Source organism: Asaia sp. BMEF1 (genome assembly GCF_051628905.1).
Taxonomy (GTDB): domain Bacteria; phylum Pseudomonadota; class Alphaproteobacteria; order Acetobacterales; family Acetobacteraceae; genus Asaia.
In genome coordinates, this window is the sequence record NZ_CP157575.1 from 3,196,768 (window position 1) to 3,216,814 (window position 20,047).

At 59.5% G+C, this 20,047-nt stretch carries 18 protein-coding genes; 6 read left to right on the top strand and 12 right to left on the bottom strand.

The features are described 5' to 3' along the window. Positions 1-354: 354 nt before the first annotated feature. The 6 genes from ABHV46_RS14285 to ABHV46_RS14310 all read left to right on the top strand — a co-directional run bounded on the left by ABHV46_RS14285 (position 355) and on the right by ABHV46_RS14310 (position 4,576). Positions 355-873 carry a hypothetical protein gene (locus tag ABHV46_RS14285; RefSeq protein WP_438382021.1) on the top strand — a complete coding sequence of 173 codons (519 nt, stop codon included), beginning with the start codon at positions 355-357 and terminating at the stop codon, positions 871-873. A gap of 143 nt (positions 874-1,016) precedes the next feature. Further along, a complete protein-coding gene (locus ABHV46_RS14290) occupies positions 1,017-1,358 on the top strand; it encodes a hypothetical protein (RefSeq protein WP_438382022.1) in 342 nt (113 codons plus the stop codon). Next, entirely contained in the window at positions 1,315-1,809 is a 495-nt protein-coding gene (locus ABHV46_RS14295; protein WP_438382023.1) for a lysozyme, read from the top strand. The genes ABHV46_RS14290 and ABHV46_RS14295 overlap by 44 nt, the downstream gene beginning before the upstream one ends. Before the next feature lie 45 nt (positions 1,810-1,854). Beyond that, positions 1,855-2,091, top strand: coding sequence for a hypothetical protein (locus ABHV46_RS14300; protein ID WP_438382024.1), 237 nt, complete (start codon positions 1,855-1,857; stop codon positions 2,089-2,091). A gap of 167 nt (positions 2,092-2,258) precedes the next feature. Beyond that, positions 2,259-4,193: a GAF domain-containing protein gene (locus tag ABHV46_RS14305; RefSeq protein ID WP_438382025.1), complete on the top strand. Its 1,935-nt coding sequence runs from the start codon at positions 2,259-2,261 to the stop codon at positions 4,191-4,193. Beyond that, positions 4,193-4,576, top strand: a complete 384-nt coding sequence (locus tag ABHV46_RS14310; RefSeq protein ID WP_336945658.1) for a response regulator — start codon at positions 4,193-4,195, stop codon at positions 4,574-4,576. The genes ABHV46_RS14305 and ABHV46_RS14310 overlap by 1 nt, the downstream gene beginning before the upstream one ends. Before the next feature lie 15 nt (positions 4,577-4,591). On the opposite strand, the gene ABHV46_RS14315 is transcribed toward ABHV46_RS14310, so the two are convergent. The 12 genes from ABHV46_RS14315 to ftsZ form a co-directional block, all read right to left on the bottom strand. Then, entirely contained in the window at positions 4,592-5,572 is a 981-nt protein-coding gene (locus tag ABHV46_RS14315; RefSeq protein ID WP_438382027.1) for a DMT family transporter, read from the bottom strand. A gap of 9 nt (positions 5,573-5,581) precedes the next feature. Further along, positions 5,582-7,045, bottom strand: coding sequence for a PepSY domain-containing protein (locus ABHV46_RS14320; protein WP_438382028.1), 1,464 nt, complete (start codon positions 7,043-7,045; stop codon positions 5,582-5,584). A gap of 97 nt (positions 7,046-7,142) precedes the next feature. Beyond that, positions 7,143-7,718, bottom strand: a complete 576-nt coding sequence (locus tag ABHV46_RS14325) for a nicotinamidase (protein WP_438382029.1) — start codon at positions 7,716-7,718, stop codon at positions 7,143-7,145. A gap of 20 nt (positions 7,719-7,738) precedes the next feature. Beyond that, entirely contained in the window at positions 7,739-8,686 is a 948-nt protein-coding gene (locus ABHV46_RS14330) for an HlyD family efflux transporter periplasmic adaptor subunit (RefSeq protein ID WP_438382030.1), read from the bottom strand. Between the two features lie 13 nt (positions 8,687-8,699). Beyond that, positions 8,700-8,894, bottom strand: a complete 195-nt coding sequence (locus tag ABHV46_RS14335; RefSeq protein ID WP_025841986.1) for a DUF1656 domain-containing protein — start codon at positions 8,892-8,894, stop codon at positions 8,700-8,702. Positions 8,895-8,948: 54 nt separating this feature from the next. Next, positions 8,949-11,024 (bottom strand): FUSC family protein, encoded by a 2,076-nt coding sequence (locus ABHV46_RS14340; RefSeq protein ID WP_438382031.1) that lies wholly within the window; start codon positions 11,022-11,024, stop codon positions 8,949-8,951. A 109-nt stretch (positions 11,025-11,133) separates the two neighbouring features. Continuing rightward, positions 11,134-12,444 carry a hemolysin family protein gene (locus ABHV46_RS14345; protein WP_438384432.1) on the bottom strand — a complete coding sequence of 437 codons (1,311 nt, stop codon included), beginning with the start codon at positions 12,442-12,444 and terminating at the stop codon, positions 11,134-11,136. Between the two features lie 115 nt (positions 12,445-12,559). Then, positions 12,560-14,626, bottom strand: a complete 2,067-nt coding sequence (gene ligA, locus ABHV46_RS14350; RefSeq protein WP_438382032.1) for an NAD-dependent DNA ligase LigA — start codon at positions 14,624-14,626, stop codon at positions 12,560-12,562. Next, a complete protein-coding gene (recN, locus tag ABHV46_RS14355) occupies positions 14,626-16,341 on the bottom strand; it encodes a DNA repair protein RecN (protein ID WP_438382033.1) in 1,716 nt (571 codons plus the stop codon). The genes ligA and recN overlap by 1 nt, the downstream gene beginning before the upstream one ends. A 78-nt stretch (positions 16,342-16,419) precedes the next feature. Next, positions 16,420-17,235, bottom strand: a complete 816-nt coding sequence (locus tag ABHV46_RS14360; protein ID WP_408870626.1) for an outer membrane protein assembly factor BamD — start codon at positions 17,233-17,235, stop codon at positions 16,420-16,422. 143 nt (positions 17,236-17,378) lie between these two features. Then, positions 17,379-18,386, bottom strand: coding sequence for a UDP-3-O-acyl-N-acetylglucosamine deacetylase (gene lpxC / locus ABHV46_RS14365; RefSeq protein ID WP_438382034.1), 1,008 nt, complete (start codon positions 18,384-18,386; stop codon positions 17,379-17,381). A 168-nt stretch (positions 18,387-18,554) separates the two neighbouring features. After that, complete coding sequence (ftsZ, locus tag ABHV46_RS14370; protein ID WP_438382035.1) at positions 18,555-20,039, bottom strand: cell division protein FtsZ; 1,485 nt, start codon at positions 20,037-20,039, stop codon at positions 18,555-18,557. Positions 20,040-20,047 lie beyond the last annotated feature (8 nt).

Below are 20,047 nucleotides of genomic sequence, written 5' to 3' on the forward strand. Positions count from 1 at the left end.
GACGGATAGGGCGTCTATTGTCGAATAATATTCAAAGTAATTTCTATTATCAGTTTATAAATATTACGAATTCATGATAACTAAATATGAAACTATGTATATTTTTTGTCCATTTATGGTGTTATACACACACCTTTAAAACTATACCTAATAAAAATACCAATTTAAATAATATTGATATAATTTCATATACCATAGTATTGGATAAGATATAATGTGGAATATGCTCGTTATTCCGATCATATAATTCAATATTATTGTAAATGGTCAATCTTGTCTGGTTCCCGGTGCTGCGCGCGGTATTCGGGATGAAGTCCTGTGCCCGCACGTCCGGGCTTTTTAGGAGATCTTTTGATGACATGGCGACCCAGTGCCAATATTCTACGTCCCAGCAGTGGGGCGCGTGGCGGCGCTTGTCCGACGGCAGGATGCCCACTGGTCTGGCCCCCTTCCACCCTTAACGGCGGCGGCGATTACAGTGTCGATTTCGACGGGTTGCTCGCACCGGGCGAATATATCGTCTCCTTCCAGTTCGATGCCGGTGACGCTGCCGATCAGGCGTGGTCGAGCCTTTTCGGCACCATCGCGACGGCCTGGCTACGCTGGAAAAGCTCGGGTCTGCGGAGCGTGACGGTGTGTGTCCTTACGAGCCACGGCAACAGCCAACAAGTCGAGGCGAATATTGCGGTGTCACCGCGGACGGCGCTTTTTCCCGTACCCCTGCCTGTCGCTCCCGACATGCCCGTCACGAACGCTCTTTCCGATCGAGCGATGGATGCGTGGCTGCGGCAACTGCCTACAGATCCGGTCCAGGCAGCCGATGGCTGGGTCAATAACGCTGGTATTCCCACCCGGCTGGGCGAATTGAAGTGAAGCGCGGTCTTCGCTTCAGCCTCTCATCGTCGAGGCTAACGGCGCTTCCGTCATCGGCTGAGCGTTGCCGTATCTCGCGATATCCGGGCAAGCCGATTTGTTGACATCTGAAGAGTATGAATTTCCTGCACGAGAGAGCAATCATGCCCGAAAACATGCAACCCCAACCTTGGTGGGTGGCTGCGCTCGGTGGGGCGTTGTTTACAGTCCGCTGGCTGGTCGGGTTTGGCGCTTCTGGCGCAAGGGCCACGATTGAGGCGCAAAAGGAATCGCTTTCACGCCTGAATGCTCGTGTCGACAAGCTGGAACAGCGCGAAGACGAAAATCTGGCGTTGATCGAGGAGTTGAGAGCCCAGAATGCCATCCTGCGCGATGCGCTGTGTTGTGCTGGGATTCCTGTACCGGACCGCTCTGATTTCCCAGATCGATTGAAGGATTGGCATGACCGATTCACTGGAAATCGCTATGGCGCTTCTGCGTCGTGACGACATTGAGGGGCTGCGTCTGGCCCCCTATCTTTGCGCGGCAGGTTATTGGACGATCGGCTGCGGCAATCGCTATCTCAGCGACGGGTCGCCCGTGACGGGACGGACGAAGCCGATCACAGAGAGCGGGGCGGTTGAACTGCTTCGCATCACCCTTAAGGAATTGAGAGACGAGCTGCGCAGCCTGGTCAATGTGCCGCTCACATCGTGGCAGGAGGGCGCTTTGCTCTCGTGGCAATTCAATGTTGGCACGCGTGCTATGCGCGGCTCCACGCTTTTAACCCTGTTGAACCAGCGCTTCTACGCTTCGGCCGGGCGGCAGCTTCTACGCTGGAACAAGGCAACCATCCGGGGGAGGCTCGTTGTGCTGCCTGGATTGCAAAACCGCAGAAATCTCGAGCTGAGCGTGTATGGCGGGCGCCCTGTGACTGGAGTGCTGTTCACAGTCTGATTTTGTCGCACTTATTTTCCATTCGAAAATAAAGGAACCCTCTCGATGCCTCTAGACTGGCAATCTTTTTACGCGTCTCTGCTTCCTTATATCCCGGCCGAATTGGCCAGCGATCTTACGTTGATCAGTACATTCGTGATCGCGCTCTGTGCCATTCTTGCCCGCTTCTGGCCGAGGCCGACGTCGGACTCTCGTTGGATGAGCCTCTATCTTCTCGTCAATCATGTGGCGATGAACAGCAAGCACGCCGCCAATGCCGACGACACAAACCCCGGCGCCTGAGAGCGCAGAGCCGCTCTGACGAGTATTTCCACGTGGCGGGGCTTTTTTTAATCAAGCGGCTTTTATTTGCGCTTCTGGAATGAATGAAATCGTCGTAGGAGCGAGGACAGAACATAGTCCGGACGCCCGGTCATGCGTTGGAACCGAAATGTCGCTTGGAATTAGGCATGGTCGATAAAAAGGCTCGCTCGATCGGTATCGAAGCCTATGAGATTTTCGATACGCCGCCTGAGCGTGGCTACGACGACCTTGTCTCCCTGGCGGCGCAGATCTGTCAGACGCAGACCGCGATCGTGAGCCTGATCGGCAAGGATCGCCAATGGTTCAAGGCGCGCATAGGGATATCACTGTGCCAGACGGCGCTTGAGAGTTCGATCTGTCGTTTCGTTGTAGATCAGGATTGCCTGATCGAGATCGAGGATCTGACCTCCGATCCACGAACATCGCACAACCCCCTCGTTGTCGAGGGGCCGGAGATCCGTTTCTATGCAGGCGTACCGCTGCGTACGCCCTTCGGGACCATTGGGGCCCTGGCTGTCATTGACGATCTCCCCCGTCCGGGTGGTCTGTCCTCTGCGCAGCGTGAGGCGCTGGCCAAACTTTCCTGTCTCGTTGTCGATCTCCTGGAACTGCGCAGGCGCAGCGCGGCACTCGATGTGACCCAGAGACGCTGGCACAGCCTCTTTCAGACGATGGATGAGGGATATTTTCTCGCTCAGGCCGTGCGTGACGAAAAAGGTCGCCTCTGCGACTGGGTATATCACGAGGTCAATCCGGCCTGGGAACGCCATGTCGGTATCCCGGCCGATTCTGTCATCGGCGCGACCTACGCAGCGCTCTTTCCTTTCACCGAGGCTGACTGGATCGATCTGGCGGCAAAAGCTTTGGAAAGCGATCAACCTGTTCCTTTCGTTCAGCGCGTCAAGGCGACAGGACGCTGGTACGAAGGCACGTTCTATCCGGTCGGGCAGGGCTTTTTTTCGGCAACGTTCCGGGATGTTACCAGCCAGATTGCCTCACGAAACAGGCAGACCGGTCTGATCGCTTTGGGGGATGTGCTTCGTGACGAGCGCGATATCGCGGTCATGATCAGCCAGGCCATGACCGTGATAGGCCAGGCGCTGAGTGCAGACCGGGCGACTTATGGTGAACTCGATCATGATATCGAGACGATCACTGTTGCCGAAGGCTGGGCGCTGCCCGGTATGCCCCCCATCAAGGGGCTTTACCGTTTCGACGATTACGGGCGCCTGCGCGAGACACTGCTCGCTGGTGAGGCGCTCGTCATTACCGATATTCTGACCGACACACGCACGCGCGATGACAGTACGGGCTGGATTGCGCTCAAGGCGCGCGGTGTCATCAACGTGCCTGTGCGTGAGGACGGTAGAAACGTCGCGCTCATGCTGGTGCATTTCTGCGCCCCTCACGAGTGGACCAGCGAAGAAATTCACTGGCTGCATAATGCGGCCGACCGTCTTGAGCTCGCCATTGCACGCAGGCGAGCCGATGAGCTTCAGAACATGATCAATGGCGAAATTGCTCACCGTCTGCGCAACACGCTGGCCATGGTTCAGGCCGTTGCGCGTATGACGCTGCGCGATGCGCTCTCCAAGGAAGAAGCAAGTCGGTTTTACGAGCGGCTGCAATCGCTGGGCCGCGCGCATGATCTGCTTCACTGCGATGAGCAGCGCGCCGCACTTCTTGGTGATCTTGTCGCGAATATTCTCAAGGATGCTTCAGTATTCGAGCGGTGTCAGATCGCAGGGCCGATAATGCGCCTTGGGTCACGGGCGGCCATGTCCACCGCGTTGCTCATTCATGAAATGACGACAAATGCCTGCAAACACGGGGCGCTCTCAGTGCCCGAGGGCAGGATCATCATCACCTGGCAGGTCGAGCCGACACAGATCGGGAACGATCTCGTGCTGTTCTGGCAGGAGGAGAGGGGGCCGCCTGTCGCAGAGCCGACGAAAGGCGGCTTCGGGTCGCGTCTAATATCCTTCGGGTTGATTGGAACGGGAGGCGTATCCCTGCGCTATGAGCAGGAAGGTCTGTTGGCCAGCTTCAGGGCCGACGCAGAAAAGATCATGAGGACGTAATGGCCCATTCACTTGACTACGGACATCGACAGGCACCCACTGTGTTGGTTGTTGAAGACGAGCCGTTGCAGCGCATGAGCCTCATGGATTTTCTTGAAGAGGCCGGCTACGCCGTTGCCGAGGCGTCCGATGCCGATCAGGCACTGGTCATTCTCGAAAGCCGACCGGATATTCGTATCGTTCTGGCCGATGTCGATATGCCAGGGTCGATGGATGGGCTGCGTCTGGCAGCGCTCGTACGCGATCGCTGGCCGCCCATCGAGATTATCGTCACCAGTGGTCGCGGGATTCCGCAGCTTGCCACCATACCGGCGCGGGCGATGTTTCTGCCAAAGCCGCTTAACGAGCAGCGGGTCAAAGAGGCGCTTTCTCTTTTTTCCTGAGCGGCACTTTTTGTCTTACGAGGTTTGGTTGTCCAACGCTTGCGCTGCCGGTTTGCGATGTGCCGCCACGCAGCACAGAACGCTCGCCACGATAAAGACGAATGAGGCTATTTCCAGCGGATGGGGCATTCGCCGGTCCCACAGAAAGCCGTAAAGCAGTGCAAAGAGCGTTTCGAACAGGATCATCTGACCCGTCAAGGTGAGCGGCAGCAGGCGGCTCATGCGGTTCCACAGCGCGTTACCGCAGAGAGAAGCGATGACGGCAACGCCGATGGAGACTGCGGCAAAACGCTCGCAGGCGGCCAGGCCATGGGTATTCTGGTCTATCAGAAAAGCCAGCGGCAGCATGACGATCGCCTGAGCGCCGGTCATGAGCCCTGTCAGCAAATTCCAGTCATGTGCCGAAACATGCTGGAGGCGTGCCAGAGCCCGGCTGTTGCCCACAGCAAAACCCGTCCATGAAGCCAGCGCCGCACAGGCGCAGAACAGGCCGAGGAGGCCGCTCGAACCTGCAGCGCCCGATACTGGCCCGACATGAAAAAGGGCCTGCCAACCGATGCAGAAGGCGCCAATCATGCAAAAAAACAGCGATGGGGCCAGTTTCAGAAAGGGTGGTGCATCCTTGTCGCGGCTGCCGATGATTGTCACCGCGACGGGCATGAACCCGATCACAAGCGAGGTCAGGGCGATGCCGCCTTTCTGCACGGCCATAGAGAGCATGACGTAATAGAAGCTGTTGCCGAAAAAAGAGAGCCAGAAGAGCCCATGCCAGTCTCGCCCGTGCAGGCTGCGGCATAAACTTGGCAGTCTTGTGCCGATGAGGCCCAGCGAGATTAGCCCGTAAGCCAGATAGCGCCCGGCAGCGAGATCGAGCGGGAGAAAATCGCGCGCGAGTTCTGGCGCGAGAAAGACCAACCCCCATAAGGCCCCGGCCCCGGCCCCGCACAGCACGCCGAGAGGAAGATTTTTCTGGGAGGGATTCGGGCTGCGGCTCATGCTGCACTTCTAGCCTGAGGTGCCCGACCTGTCTTGCTTGCGCCGCTTGGTGCGCGTCGTTGTGATACGGAAACGGAGCCGCATGATTCCCAGACAGAGACCGGTGAGGCAGATGGCGCTCACGCCGAGAAGCAGGGGTAGCCGGATCAGCAGGCGGGCAAGAGGCGTGCGCAGCCAGCCGAAGAAATTGAGGTCGTGCGGCCCGTAGATGAACCAGCGTGACCCTTTGGCGCCCGCTTCTGCGACCAGAAGTTGCGCACCGCATCGCGCATCCAGATAAAGCCTCACCCCATCGTCACCCGTCACGCGAAACACAGGGAAGGGGCGTTTGAGATGGCGGGTAGAGAAATAATAGGAATCGTCATGTTCGAGAACGGCCACACTGGCGGCGATACCGTCCCTTCCAAGAGCCTGCTTGAGGGGCTCAACCGTCAGGGGGAGAGGAGACAGAGCTGGATCGAGCGTCAGGCGTTTCCCCTCGTCATCAATCACGGCAATGAAGGCTTTGTCGCCCCAGGCGCTCAGTCGGATGTCGCGAAACCGGCTTTCAGGATGCGCGCGCAGCGTCTCTAAAAGGGCCTCGAGTTCGGTTGACGTAACGGCCCTGTTGAGGCGCGTCACCCAGCCCGGTGCAGGGCCAGGCGCAAACAGGCCCGCAGGGTTCATGCTCAAAAACCCGGTTGTGATCCAGGAAAGCAGCATGAGGCCGAAAATCAGACCGGTAACATGATGCAGGAAATGCGTCCCCCTATAGGGCGAGATCTGCCGCCCCGCCCCAAGGCGTCGCCAGCCGATCCAGAGCCCCAGCGAGGTGAGGATGATGCCAGCACCGGAGAGGATGATCAGCGTATTTACCCAAAGCCTCTGGTGGCGTTTGAGAAGAGATGGATAGAGCCAGTGCGGTATCGCGCCGAGCCATGACCAGAAACGGGTCGCTTCTGTTGTTGCCTGAACGACATCCCCGTTTACAGGCGAAAGATAGACGAGGCTCTTTTGAGGGTCATCGAAGGCGTAGCGGTAAAACCCCGATTGATGACCTTTGGTGTTGAGAATCCATTGATCATGATCACGCAGACCCTCGAAACGCACCGAAACTCGCCCCGGACCAGCATAACGAGCGGCTTCGTTTTCAAGGTCGTCGGGTGAGAGAGACAGAGCCTTTCCGGTGCGGAGATCGAAGCTCCTTGCAGCACCTGTGTCGCGGGTGGTCTGGAGGACAGGGATGGCTCCAGCCATGACGATCCTGAACGACCGGTAAGACCCTTCCAGTGGCGGCAGAACGCCCGCAGTGTCGAGCTGGACGCGTTCATGTGCCAGACCTGCCCGCATCTCATCGGGTTGTGGCCAGGCTTTCCAGAGCATCACGAAGCCGGAGAGGCACCAGACGCACATCATCGATCCGAGCGTGATGCCGAGCCAGCGATGGAGCAGGAAAATAGCCCTAACCGTTTTTTTGCGGAGACGCGGCTTCATACTGTGAGAGGGTGGGTGACGGTCAACCCATCATGACCAGGGCGTTTGTCTCGCAATTTTATGGATCGTCGTAGCGAACCGACCCAGACAGGGAAAATCACGTCGCATCGATCTTTATGCCAAGAGCCCCGAGATCGCTCAGACAGATCGTATCGTCTGCGGCAATTCCCCGGCACGCAGCCCGTTTGATGACGGTGTCGAAGCCCAGCTTGCGCGCGTCTCGTGCCGTAGCCGCGACGCAGAAATCGAGCGCCAGCCCGCAGATCGTGACACTCTCGACGCCCAGCCCCCGCAGTAGCGCATCGAGCCCCGTGGAGTGACGCTGGTCATTATCGAAAAAGGCGGAATAGGAATCGCATGCCGGATCGAGCCCCTTATGCACGATGTGGCTGAGGCGGCTCTGATCGAGACGCGGTGAAAAATCAGCGCCCTGCGTCCCGGCCACGCAATGAACCGGCCAATCTCCCCCCTGCGGCACGAAGGAAACATGGTTCTCGGGGTGCCAATCCCTGCTGGCGATGCGGACGTCGAAATTCTGCGTTAAAAGCGCATTGACAGCGGGCAGGATCAGATCGCCGCCGGGCACGGCGAGTGCGCCCCCTGGCATAAAATCATTTTGCACGTCGATAACGAGCAGGGCGCGACGAGGCACTGCAGGCAATGAAGAGGTCATGAGAAGAAGCTCCGCGTGTCTCAGTGACCGATAACATGGCGCATGTCGTCTCCGAAATGATGCAGGGCATCTTTCGCTGACATATGTCGCCTATGACCGTTTTCAGCCACGATGGTGACGGTAGCGGTCATGCCGGCCGCCAGATGCAGGTCGGGTGGGAGCTGGTCGATGTGGACCCGCACGGGAATGCGCTGCGCCAGACGTACCCATGTATAAACCGGGTCGACCGAAGGCAGACCTTGCGTCGCGGTAGTGGCGTTCATGCTTGAAATGCCGCGTGTGATGCTTTCGACATGGCCGAAGACCGGGTGGTGCCCGCCCATCAGATCCATACGCACCGGGTCGCCAATTTCGATATTATGGATTTTGGTTTCCTCGAAATAGCCGTCTACCCAATAGGAGGCTGAATCGATGATCTGGATATTGACATGCCCCGCCGTCGCGAAATCACCGGGCCGCATCAGCAAATTGGTGACATAGCCATCCAGCGAGCTATGGACGATGGTGCGATCGAGGTCGATGCGCGCCTGCCGTAAGGCGGCCGCCGCCGCATCATATTGCGCACGGGCCTGAGCGGCAGCAGCAGAGAATTGCTGCTTTTCTTCCGCCGAAACTGCAACGCCCGGGATGATGCGTCGGCGCTGATATTGGGAGATACGGAAATCCAGATCGGCTTTTCGCTCGGCAAGGTTGGCCTCGGCGGTTGCGACACGTACTTTGAAATCGAAGGGGTCGATGACATAGAGCACGTCGCCGCGATGCACGAATTCATTGTCATGCACGCGCACATCGATGATCTCGCCTGAAACGCGCGGCGCCATATTGACCACTTGGGCGCGCACCTGCCCGTTACGGGTCCAGGGAGCGGCGGTATAATAATCCCACAGAATGACGATAACGATCCCTGCTACGACGAGGATCGACAGGGTGATCAGCCATCTGATCAGGCGTGAGGCGCGAGCGAGCACGATCGGGAATCTTTCACATGAGCCAAGTATAGAGCCCGAGCAGGCAGACGAGTAGGCCAAACTGGGCGAGGGGTGGATTCCAGAAAAACCGCCAGAGATTGAGTCTGCCGAAGCACCAGCGTATGAGCGCGAGCGTCAGTAACGCCAGAAAGAGATTGGCGACAAACGCCGAGACAAGCACCCCCTCAAGATCGATCACCTCACTCACAGCGCGTCTCTCCGCCCGGGGTAGTGCGACCGGGAAGGCTCTTGGATGACAGCGCTACCATCGTGAGCGCCCTAATCCGAAATGCATGAGCGTCGAGCGATTATCAGCGAGTGTCGAGCGAACTGCCTCCAGACTGCCGGCACAAAGTATGGCGACGGCGCGTTCTTTCGGAGTCGCGTTCTGAGCGATGGCGAGGAAAGCGGCGCTCAGTCGCGGCAGGGCGAGAGCGAGTGTCGGAAAAGACGCTGAACTCACCAGATGTCGTGCCTCGCCCGCAAGCCCATTGAGACAGGCGCATCGATCAGCCTCACGCAGATAATGGCGCACACGCGCCAGTGTGGTGGCGAGATCTTCGAGCGTGACCAGACGATTGAAGACGTGACGATTGACCGGGCGATCGGCGCCCTGCCTGTTGGCAGGGTGGGCGTGAAGCTGTTTCGTCCAGGTCAGCAATTGCACCAGGCGATCGTATTTCTTGCTGAGCAGGGCGGCCCCAGCCGGTTTGCCTCGGCCTCTGAGCTGGGCTTCGAGGTCCTGGCCGATCGAAGCCGCAATACGAAAGCGTCTGCTGCGCGGTGTCGGCGGGAAGAGCAGGACCAGGATAATGAAGGAGATCACACCTGAAATCAGGTAGAAGATATTGCGCGAGATGAAAGCGAGCGGATCATAATCCTGATGATTGCTCAAACCCAGAATGATCGGGAAAAACGCGCCGTAATTAAAGCCGATCGCGCTCGTGCGCGCATTCATGAGCATGACGCAGGCAAAGATCGTATGAGGCAGAAAAACCAGTGCCAGCGCCCCGAAGGCGGCGATATGCGGCAGGATGAAATAATTCATGATGACGGCGACAAACACGGCCAGTGTCAGGCCCAATATCGCCCCCATACCGAATTTTGAGGTATCCAGCGCCGTCGAGGCAAGGGTGAGGATGAGCGCAGCCTGAGATAGTGCCGCCATTGAGGCGGGCTGACCGCTCGCAATACAGAGCCCGGCGGTAATCGAGAAACCCAGCAGCACACGCAGGGCATTGATGAAAGCCGCAACATGATCGGGGTGTTGGGCGATTTGTGCGAGCTTGAGCGCGTCGCCCGCAGGGGTGGCATATTGCAGCGTGTCGATGCCGGTCGAGATATGCAGACGATTGCTCAGCAGCACGGCGGCGCGCTCGAGATAATGCGCGTCCGTGGCATCGGGATGGTAATCCGCTTGCTCTTCGCGCATCGCTTCTATCAGCGAGCCGACAGTCTCGAAGCGATCGCTGTGATCCTCACGCAATTCGTGCCACGCCAGAACGTGACGCCGCGCCAGAGCCGACACGTTTTTGGTGCGCAGGATATGCGCGATGGAGCGCCCCGAACCGAGCACGGTCAACATGCCGATTATGGCGAGACGGGCTCCGGCGGTACGGCGGGTCGAGCGGTCGATTTCGGTCTTGGCATAGGTAATCTGGGCTGAGAGCGAAAGGATATCGCCCGCAAGTGCAGTCGTTTCCATCGCGTCCGCCACGCTTTCGCCCTGAACCGCGTGTCGACCAAACTCGCGTATCTGCCGCGCGCGGGCCTCAAGCCCGTCGGCCAGTTTCTGCCACGCCTTGGGAGAGCCGGTGAGCATATTCACGAAGGCGACCGAGGCAATGCCGATGGCCACGCAACTCGCGCGGGAAAGGGCGACATCGAAGACATTCTGCGGCGTATCGACGACATTGATGGCGACAAGCGCGATGGTATAGCCGGCGAGCAACGCGCCATAGGAGCGAAAATGCCGCTCCAGCGAGCCGATATAGGTGCATCCCGCAAGCCAGAGGGCACAGCCCCCAAGCATCATGCCGCGATCCTGGCTGAAGCACGCAATCAGCAGGATCGAGGCGGCGACGCCGAGCGCGGTGCCGATCAGTCGATACAGGGCTTTGGAGAGAGCCTGTCCACGCAGCGGTTGGGTAATGATCATGACCGTGACTGCGGCACCGGCAGGCGCGTCGAGTTGCGCCCAGAAAGCGGTGGCCAGGGCAAGGCAGATAGCCGCCCAGCTTCGAAGTGAAAAACCGATCCAGCCGGGAGAAAAAGGGGGGTTGGGCAGATCGCCGGGGCGTGGCCACCAGCGTATGCGCGTCTCAACCCTCTCGGTCATTCGGCTCCATCCAGAAAACTGACTTCCTGTCGAAGAACGCCCCGATGGTCGGTCAGGTCAAGCGCGCAACACGTTTGCGTGGGTTCTGAAATCCTTTGTCAGATACGCTTCAGAAACCAGTGCCATCCCCTGGCACCATACGTGACACGAGCAACTGGTTGATGCGGAACCCGTCCACGTCGACAACTTCGAAGCGATAACCGGCAGCTTCCACGCGGTCCGCCTTGCGGGCCATGCGGCGCAGACGATGCATAACGAATCCGCCAATCGTGTGAAAGAGGTCGCGCTCCGCGTCGAGATCGATATCGAGCTCGCGAAAGACGTCGCCTATGGGGGCGGCGCCATCGATAAGCCAGGAATTGGCGTCGCGACGCACGATCGCCTGCTCCTCGAAGGGGCTGGCGAGTCCGTCCATGAGCGCGCCCATAATGTCCTTGAAGGTAATCAGACCGACAACCAGACCGTATTCATTGACGATCAGGGCGAAACCGGCACCGTGGGAGTCGAACTGTGCCAGTGTGTCCCACAAATTCAGCGTATCGGGCAGAGAGAGCGTATCGCGCCGCATACGGAAGATCTGGTTGCTGATCGGCTGGGAGGGGTCGGCATTGGGGGGGACTTCATCGACGACCGCGACGAGAACGTCTTCTGCACGTATCGACCCGATAACATGATCGAGCCCGCCATCGCAGAGCGGATAGCGCGAATAAGGGCGTATACGCACTTTGTCACGCTGGGATTCGAGGCTCTCCTGCACGTCGAGAAAGACAATCTCGTCACGCGGGGTCATGGCCGATGTGACCGAGCGATCCTGCAGGGCCAGCACGTTCTGGATGAGCTGATGCTCTTTTTCCTGCAATGCGCCAGAGGCCGTTCCTGCCGCCAGCATGGCATTGAGGTCTTCCGGTGTGACAGGGTCGACAGCAGAGGCGGCGGGAATACGCAGCAGGCTCAGCAGCCAGTCGGAAATGATCGAAAACACCCAGACTGCCGGATAAAGCACGCGCAATGCCCCGGTCAGAAACCAGCTTACCTTGAGCGCCACGCGGTCGGGATTGTTCAGGGCGATCCGCTTTGGCAGCAGATCGGCAAAAAGCACGAAGAGCCCGGTTACGACGACGAAGGCAAGACTTGCCGCGACCTTGCCTGCAAAGCCGGGTGTCAGCCCCGCTTCGATCAATGCCGCGCTGAAGGCCGGGGTCAGCAATTCGCTCGAAATCACGCCGCCCAGCACACCTACTGCGTTGAGGCAGATCTGCAGAACGGTGATGACCTGACCGCTATTGCGCCGAAGCTTCAGGAAAGAAGAGGCACGAGGATCGCCCTGGTCGGCGAGCGCGCGCAGGCGAATATCGCGCGCGGCAGCGAACGATATTTCTGACAACGAGATCAGTATGGAGACGGCAATCGCTGCCACCATGGCCGCGAGGCCCAGAAGCAGCAACGTCACGCGCGTGGCTCCTCAAGAAAGGGGGGCTTGGAAACAGGAGCCTCAATATTATACGCGTTGCGCCCCATATTCCAGTATCTGCGCTTTAATTCGCGGGAGGCAAGCCAGCGATTTCACGCCAGCCCGCCTCATCGCAGGTTTCGAGACCGAGTTCGGCGGCTTTTTTTGCTTTCGATCCGGCTTTTTCGCCCAGAACGACCAGCCCTGTTTTCTTCGAGACTGAATCGCTTACCTGTGCGCCCAGGCGCTCGGCAATCGCCTTCGCCTCGGGGCGGGTCATGCTGTGCAGCGTGCCGGTGAAAACGATGGTCTTGCCCGAAAGCGGACCTTCCTCGGGGCGTGATTCGATCTCAATCGTCAACTCGCGCCGCAGATCTGTCAGTGTTGCGAGATTATGCGGTTCGGCGAAAAAGGCGAGAAGATCGGCCACGATGCTTTCACCGATACCCATGATGCTGCCAAGAGCCAGCCGGTCATCCGAACCGATCAGGCTGGCGGCTCTCATGGCGTCGAACCACGCCTCGTAAGTCTGATAATGCCGTGCGAGAAGCTGCGCGTTGCGCTCGCCGATGCGCCTTATACCCAGACCGAACAAAAAGCGGCTGAAGGCGATGCTGCGTCGTTGCTCGATGGCGCGCAGCAGGTTGCGGGTCGAGGTCTCGCCCCAGCCCTCGCGTGCCCTGATCACATCCGCTTTTTCATGCAGGCGGAAGATATCGCCCGGTTTGTCGATGAGGCCGATTTCATGAAATTCGCGGATCGAGCGTTCGCCCAGACCGTCGATGTCGAAAGCCTGACGTGACACGAAATGAATCAGTCTCTCGACGACCTGCGCCTCGCAGGTGAGGCCGCCTGTGCATCGGCGCACGGCTTCACCTTCGGGGCGTTCGGTCAGGGAGTGACAGACCGGGCAGGTCGTCGGGAAGACGAAAGCAGGACCACGCGGCTTGTCTTCCGGCACTGGGCCGAGAATCTGCGGAATGACATCCCCCGCACGCTGCACGCGCACCAGATCGCCGGGTCGTACGTCCTTGCGGGCGATTTCGTCTTCGTTATGCAAGGTGGCGCGGGAGACGATCACCCCGCCTACATTCACGGGTTCGAGATGCGCAGTGGGGGTCAGGGCGCCGGTGCGTCCAACCTGGATCTCGATCTTTTCCAGCCTCGTGATGGCCTGCTCGGACGGGAATTTCCAGGCGATGGCCCAGCGCGGCGCACGCCCGGCAAAACCGAGCCGCGTCTGAAGATCGAGATCGTCGAGTTTGAAAACCACGCCATCGATATCATAGGGCAAGGAGGCCCGATCGCGCGCCAATGTCTCGATATAAGCAGGAATCTCACTGGCATGCGCAATCGCTTTGGAGAGCGGATTGACGACGAATCCCCATCCACGCAGCTTTTCCAGATAGGCCCAATGCGTTGCGGCGCAGCGCGCGCTGGCATGGCCCTGGGCATAGGCGAAAAGCGAAAGCGGGCGCCGCGCCGTGACCGCCGGGTCGAGCTGCCGTAGAGAGCCTGCGGCGGCATTGCGCGGATTGGCGAAAGGCTTTTGCCCCTGCGCGAGCATTGTCTCGTTCAGCACGAGAAAATCGGCTTTCGCCATGAAGATCTCGCCACGTATCTCGATTTCTTCCGGCGCATCGCCAGAGAGTTCGCGCGGGACCTCTGCAATGGTCAGCAGATTGGCCGTCACATCTTCGCCTACCAGACCGTCACCGCGTGTCGAGCCGCGCAAAAGCTTGCCATGGTGGTAGGTCAGATTGATCGAAAGCCCGTCGATCTTGGGCTCAGCCACAAAAGCCAGAGCATCCGCCGCCTTGCTGTCGAGGCCAAGAAAGCGGGCGGCCTTGGAAACGAAAGCCTCGAATTCTTCTGTCGTGAAGACATTATCGAGCGAGAGCATCGGCACGCGATGGGCCTGCTTGCCGAAAGCGGAGTCGGGCGTGGCCCCGACCTGGTCGATGACGCTGCCCTGCGCCTTGAGGTCGGGATGGGCGTCTTCGAGCGCGATCAGCGCGCGTCGTGTGCTGTCATATTCCCTATCCGTTACTTCTGGCGCATCGTTCTGGTGATAAGCGAGATTCCAGCGTGCGATGAGGGCGGAAAGCCGGGCATGTTCGTCGGCATGTTTCCCGGCAGTCGTGTCGTCCATTATTCCTGTTCCAAAAGACTGTCTGCGGCTGTACGGGCGGCATCGGTAATGGTTTCACCGGCGAGCATACGTGCGATCTCCTCGCGGCGTTCGTCGGCCGAGAGTTTTTCGGCCAGGGTCTCGGTGCGTTCCTTGCGTATCCGTTTGCTGATGCGCAGATGCTGGTCGCCGCGGGCCGCCACTTGAGGGCTGTGGGTGACAACGAGAACCTGCACATCGCGCGCCACACGATGCAGACGATCGCCGATGGAGGACGCCGTCGCCCCGCCTACGCCGGAATCGACCTCATCGAAAACCAGCGTCGGAATGGCCGAGCGTTCGGCCAGCACGACCTTGAGTGCGAGCATCAGGCGGGACAGCTCGCCGCCCGAGGCCACTTTGGCGAGAGGGCCGGGGGGCTGGCCCGGATTGGCGGCGATGAGAAAAGACGCCTGTTCCTTGCCGCGCAAATTCCAGGCCTCGGGTTCGAGCGGCGTTAGCGAAACGATGAACCGGGCGCGTTCCAGCCTGACCGGTTTGAGCTCGGCCATGACGGCGGTTTCGAGACGACGGGCGGCGCGCTCCCGAATGGCGCTCAGCTTCTCGGCCTCGGCAGCGAAAACCTCACGCGCCGCCTGCGTCTCGGCCTGAAGCTGCTCGATCCGGGCATTGCCTGAATCCAGAGCTTCTAGCCGGGCCTGAAGACTGGTCAGCAGAGACGCGAGTTCGTTCACCGCTACGCCATGTTTGCGGCCCGCTGCGCGCAGAGCGAAAAGCCGTTCCTCCGTCTCTTCCAGCAGGCGCGGATCGGTGTCGGCGTCGGCAGCAAGACGGGAGAGCAGGGTTTCGGCCTCTGCCAAGGCCTCCTCAGCTTTTTCGAGCGCGACCAAGGCTTCCTGAGCCTGTTGCTGCTGGGCCGAACTCGGCGCGTTCTCTTCGCCCGGTGCGGGCAGAAGCCGCGCCAGCGTGCGGCTGGCGCTACGAAGTGCGGCGGCGGGGGCGGCAGAGCGACGGTCGCGCGGGGTGAGTTCTGCCAGAGCGGCGGCAATGGCTTCGCCGCGCCTCTCGCCCTGCTGCAACCCGATGCGCAGGGCGGCCAGCTGCTCTTCCTCGTCTTCCTGTGGCGCAAGAACGCCAAGGTCGTCGACGGCCTGCCTCAGCCAGTCTTCCTCGCGTCGTGTCGCTTCCATTTCGGATTGCGCGGCGGCCAAGGCTGCAGTGGCCTCTATCCAGCGACGATAGCTGTGGGCGACGGCCTCGCGCGTGGTACGCTCAACACCAAAAGCATCGAGGAGATCGAGATGCGTTGCCTGATCGGCGAGACCCATCTGGTCATGCTGGCCCTGTATCTCGACCAGAAGGGCGGCGATGCGTCGCAGAAGTCCGACGCCGATCGGCTGATCGTTGACGTATGCGCGCGAGCGCGCATCGGCCGTGACGGTGCGCCGCAGCACAACGGGTTCGTGCGGGTCGTCCAGCGCGATGCCTTGTTCGGCAAGAAGCTGATGGACCGGATGCCCGTCTGGTATGTCGAAACAGGCGGATACCGCAGCCTGATCGGCCCCGGCTCTTACAAGGCCGCCACTGGCGCGGTCACCAAGTGTCAGCCCCAGAGAGTCCAGAAGAATGGACTTGCCCGCCCCGGTTTCGCCCGTCAGGACTGTCAGACCCGGATGAAAAGGCAGGTCCAGCCTCTCGATAAGAACCACGTCGCGTATCGAGAGGTGAGTCAGCATGAGGCGGGATCCTGAAAAATCGGCACGAAGATTTCGCTGGTGACAACGCGCGACACCAGCGGAAAGCCTTGTTTCGGATCAGAAAACCGAATGCCAGACACGCCCGAAGAAGCCGCGCTTGTCGGAACCGGGGGGCTTGCTGTTTTCGGGCAGAAGGTTGCGATTGCGCAGCAGGTTGTAGCTGTAACGATACCACTGGCTGTTGGGGTAGTTATACCCAAGCACCGAGGTCGCCTTGCGGGCTTCATCGATCATGCCGATTTCCAGATCGACTTCGACGATGCGTTCCAGCGCTTCGGCGACATGGTTCGTCGTCTGGAAGTCGGCCACGACGCGCTGATAACGCCCGAGAGCGGCTTCATAATTGTGCTGCTGCTGGTAGTAGCGCCCGACGAGCATTTCCTTGCCGGCCAGATGGTCGCGGCAGAGATCGATCTTGAGCTGGGCGTCGCGTGCATAAGCCGTCTGCGGGAAGCGCGTGACCACTTCTTCGAGCGCGTTCAGGGCTTCCACGGTTCCCTGCTGGTCGCGCTGGACTTCGGCAATCTGCTCGTAATAGCAAAGCGCGCGCAGATAATAGGCATAGGCAGCGTCAGGGCTGGTTGGATGCAGAAGCAGGTAGCGTTCGAGCTGCTGGACCGAGAGCGCGTACTCGCCCTGCAGGTAGTAGGCATAGCCTTCCATCAGCTCCGCATTGCCGACATAGCCGGAATACGGATAATTCTGCTGCAGCAGTTCGAACTCGCCGCTCGCCAGCGTATAGCGCTTCGAATGCAGAGCATCGATACCGTAATTATACAGTGTTTCGGCACTCGCTACTTTAGGCGCCTTGACCTCTTCCTTGTTGGAAAAGATCGAGCAGCCGCTCAGGAGCAGAAAGCTGCTCGCCATCATTGCGGCAACGACACGCTGACGCTTGGGAGCAGGAATAACGTTACGTTCTGTGTTCTGATGCATGCCGACTCTTCCACTGACGAACGGTCTTATATCACGCCTTACCGTTCGCGGAAGACCTGGGCGCATGAGTATCGTTGCGCTTAAGCCGTTGCGCGTAGTGCGGGCTGTTCGGCGCTTTCGCCGCCGACAAGGCGCCAGTTTTCCTGGGAAGCGAAAAGCGCGTGCAAAAGGCGATTATTCAGCCCATGGCCCGATTTATGGCCCATGAAACCGGCCTGAAGCGTGTGACCGGCCAGATAGAGATCGCCCACAGCGTCCATCAGCTTGTGACGAACGAATTCCTTAGGGTGACGCAGCCCGCAAGGGTTGAGCACCGTGTCGCCTTCGACAACGATCGCGTTATGCAATGACCCGCCACGCGCAAGGCCGATTTTTTGCAGGGCCTCGATTTCCTTACGCTCGACGAACGTGCGGCAAAATCCGACTTCCTGGCGAAAACGCTCAAGGGTGAGCGGCATAGCATGGCGCTGCTGGCCGATAACCGAAGCGCTGAAGTCGATCGACATGGCCAGAGCCATACCTGAGCGAGCAGGGCGCAGCTCGGCATAGGCACCATTGGCATCTTCGACGCGTACGGGTTGCAACACCTCTATGAAGCTGCGGACATTTTCCTGTGCCACCGTACCCGCACACTGGATCAGAAAGTCGAATTCGGCAGCCGAACCGTCAAGCACTGGCGTTTCCGGGCCGTCAATCTCGATCAGAGCGTTATCGATGCCATTTGCATGGAGAGCGGCCATCAGATGTTCGATCGTTGCGATGCGAATATCCGGGGCGTCAGGATGAGCGATTACTGTGCTGAGCCGGGTGCAGACCACGTTATCGTGGCGTGCCGGGATCGGCCGTGATAGCGGCAGATCGCTGCGCTTGAAGACAATCCCGTGATCGACGGGAGCCGGGTTGAGCACCATGCGCACGCGTGCACCGCTGTGAAGCCCGATACCGACGCAGGTGATGGCCTGATTGAGCGTGCACTGGCGCATGAAGCGCGAACCACTCGAAGTAAAGGAAGAGAAACCCTGAGCGATGGTGGAAAGCGGGAGAGGCACAATCGATGCTTTGAACGGTGTTTCAGCCGTGATCTGCATGATGGGGGGCTCTCCTTTGTTTCCGCGACAAGATGCCCGGATCGTTTGGAAAGCTGTAACCGCTTAAGGGGAGGGCAGACCAGTCAATGTTTATTGCCAAGTATTACGCTCTAAATCCCTGAAACTGAACTGTAATTTCAGTTTCAGGTTGTAATGGAGTGCCCGATTTCAGCGCCCCTGATCGCGGCGCAGAAAGGCAGGGATGTCCAGACCGTTCTCTTCACCGGCTTCATGACCGGAAGATACGCGCGGCGACTCCTCGCGCTCGACCACGGTCGGTGCATGACGCGGCGCTTCTTCATGGGCGGCGCTGGTGGTCGGTGCGGGGCGACCCCGCAGGGCTCCCGTTACGATGCCGAACAGGCTGCGCGGCTGTGACTGGGGCTCAGGTGCCGAGCGCTGGTTCTGGTCGGAAAAAAGTCCTGAACGGGGTGACGGTGCGGCTTGCGGCGCCTGTTTGGCAGCCTGAGAAGGCACGGAATGCGGCGATGGTGCCGATGACGGCGCAGCCTGACCGTCCAGCGCATAATGCGGCGGCTGGCGTGAAACGGCCGCGTAAGTCGAGGCAGGCTGGAAAGGGGGCTGCGCGCCAGCCTGGGCATTTTCAGCGCCCTCTGTGGCAGTAGCCGTCTGCTCGACAGTCTCGACCGGTGCTTCGACCACCTCGGGCTCCGGCGCGCGGCTGCCATCGATACCTGTCGCGACAACCGATACGCGAATACGGCCATTGAGGGTCGAGTCGATTGCCGAACCCCAGATGATGGTCGCGTCGTCGGCGACTTCCTGGCGGATGCGCTCGGCAGCCTGATCGACTTCATAAAGTGTCAGATCGTCGCCACCTGTGATGTTGATCAGCAGGCCGCGGGCGCCCGACATGGAGGAATCGTCGAGCAGCGGGTTCGAAATGGCGCGGTTTGCGGCTTCGAGGGCGCGATCTTCACCTTCGGCCTCGCCGGTGCCCATCATGGCCTTGCCCATTTCGGCCATGACGGTGCGGATATCGGCGAAATCGAGATTGATCAGCCCCGGCGCCAGCATGAGGTCGGTTACGCCGCGCACGCCCATATAAAGCACTTCATCGGCCATCTTGAACGCTTCGCGCAGCGTCGTATGCATGGTGGCCATACGGAACAGATTCTGGTTCGGGATGACGATCAGCGTATCGACATATTGCTGAAGCTCGGCAATGCCTGCCTCGGCGACTTTCTTGCGTCGCGCGCCTTCGAAGCCGAAAGGCGTGCTGACCACACCAACGGTGAGGATTTTGCGATCGCGCGCCATTTTCGCGATAACCGGGGCAGCGCCTGTTCCGGTGCCGCCACCCATGCCTGCGGTGACGAACACCATATGGGCGCCATCGATGTGACGGCTGATTTCCTCTGCCGCTTCTTCTGCCGCCGCCTTGCCGATTTCAGGTTTTGCGCCTGCGCCGAGCCCTTGCGTCAGATGCGGGCCGAGCTGCACGCGGCGTTCGGCGCGTGAGCCGGCAAGAGCCTGCGCATCCGTATTGGCCACGACGAATTCAACGCCTTGCAGCTGCATTTCGATCATGTTGTTGACGGCATTCATGCCGCCACCGCCGACACCGATCACGGTGATACGCGGCGAAAAATCGGAATAATTATACTGCGGTGCGGTGAGATTGAGCGTCATGGCGAAAT